Origin of the sequence: Syntrophomonas wolfei subsp. methylbutyratica (assembly GCF_001570625.1) — a bacterium.
In the GTDB taxonomy this organism is placed as follows: Bacteria; Bacillota; Syntrophomonadia; order Syntrophomonadales; family Syntrophomonadaceae; genus Syntrophomonas; species Syntrophomonas methylbutyratica.
In genome coordinates this window covers 1-468 of record NZ_BBQT01000076.1, presented here as the reverse complement: position 1 = coordinate 468, position 468 = coordinate 1, and the positions used below count along the sequence as shown (strand labels likewise).

Genomic DNA, 468 nt, shown 5'->3' with positions numbered 1-468 from the left:
ATATAGCGAGCGCAACGCAGCGTATCGACTCCGGCTGAGCTGCGCGCAGGCAAAATAACGGTGGGGTTTTCACACTACCACAATATCTTGTGACAATGGCGCTGTCAAGCCATATTTTAATGGTAATTTCAACAAAATAAGACAAATATATTCTCGATATGTTTCATGTGAAACGTATTGAAAAACACCAAAAATAGGTATATAATCTATGTTGTTGATGTATATAGAAGAAAATAGGGAGAAATAAATGAGTAAAATAGTGGCAGTTGTCAACAAAAAAGGCGGTGTGGGAAAAACCACCTCCGGCGTCAATCTTGCCGCAGCGGTTGCCGCCAAAGGAAAAAAAGTGCTTTTGGCGGATATTGACCCGCAGGGAAACGCAACGAGCGGTTTTGGTATCAATAAAAAAGAAACAGTACTTTCCACCTATGATTTATTGATAAATAAGACAAAGGCTGAAGATATCAT

General features: G+C 40.0%; 1 protein-coding gene. It reads left to right on the top strand.

Annotated elements, in window-relative coordinates:
- Positions 1 to 247: 247 nt before the first annotated feature.
- The coding region (locus AWB54_RS15070; protein WP_153014777.1) for a ParA family protein at positions 248 to 468 on the top strand (221 nt) is incomplete at its 3' end.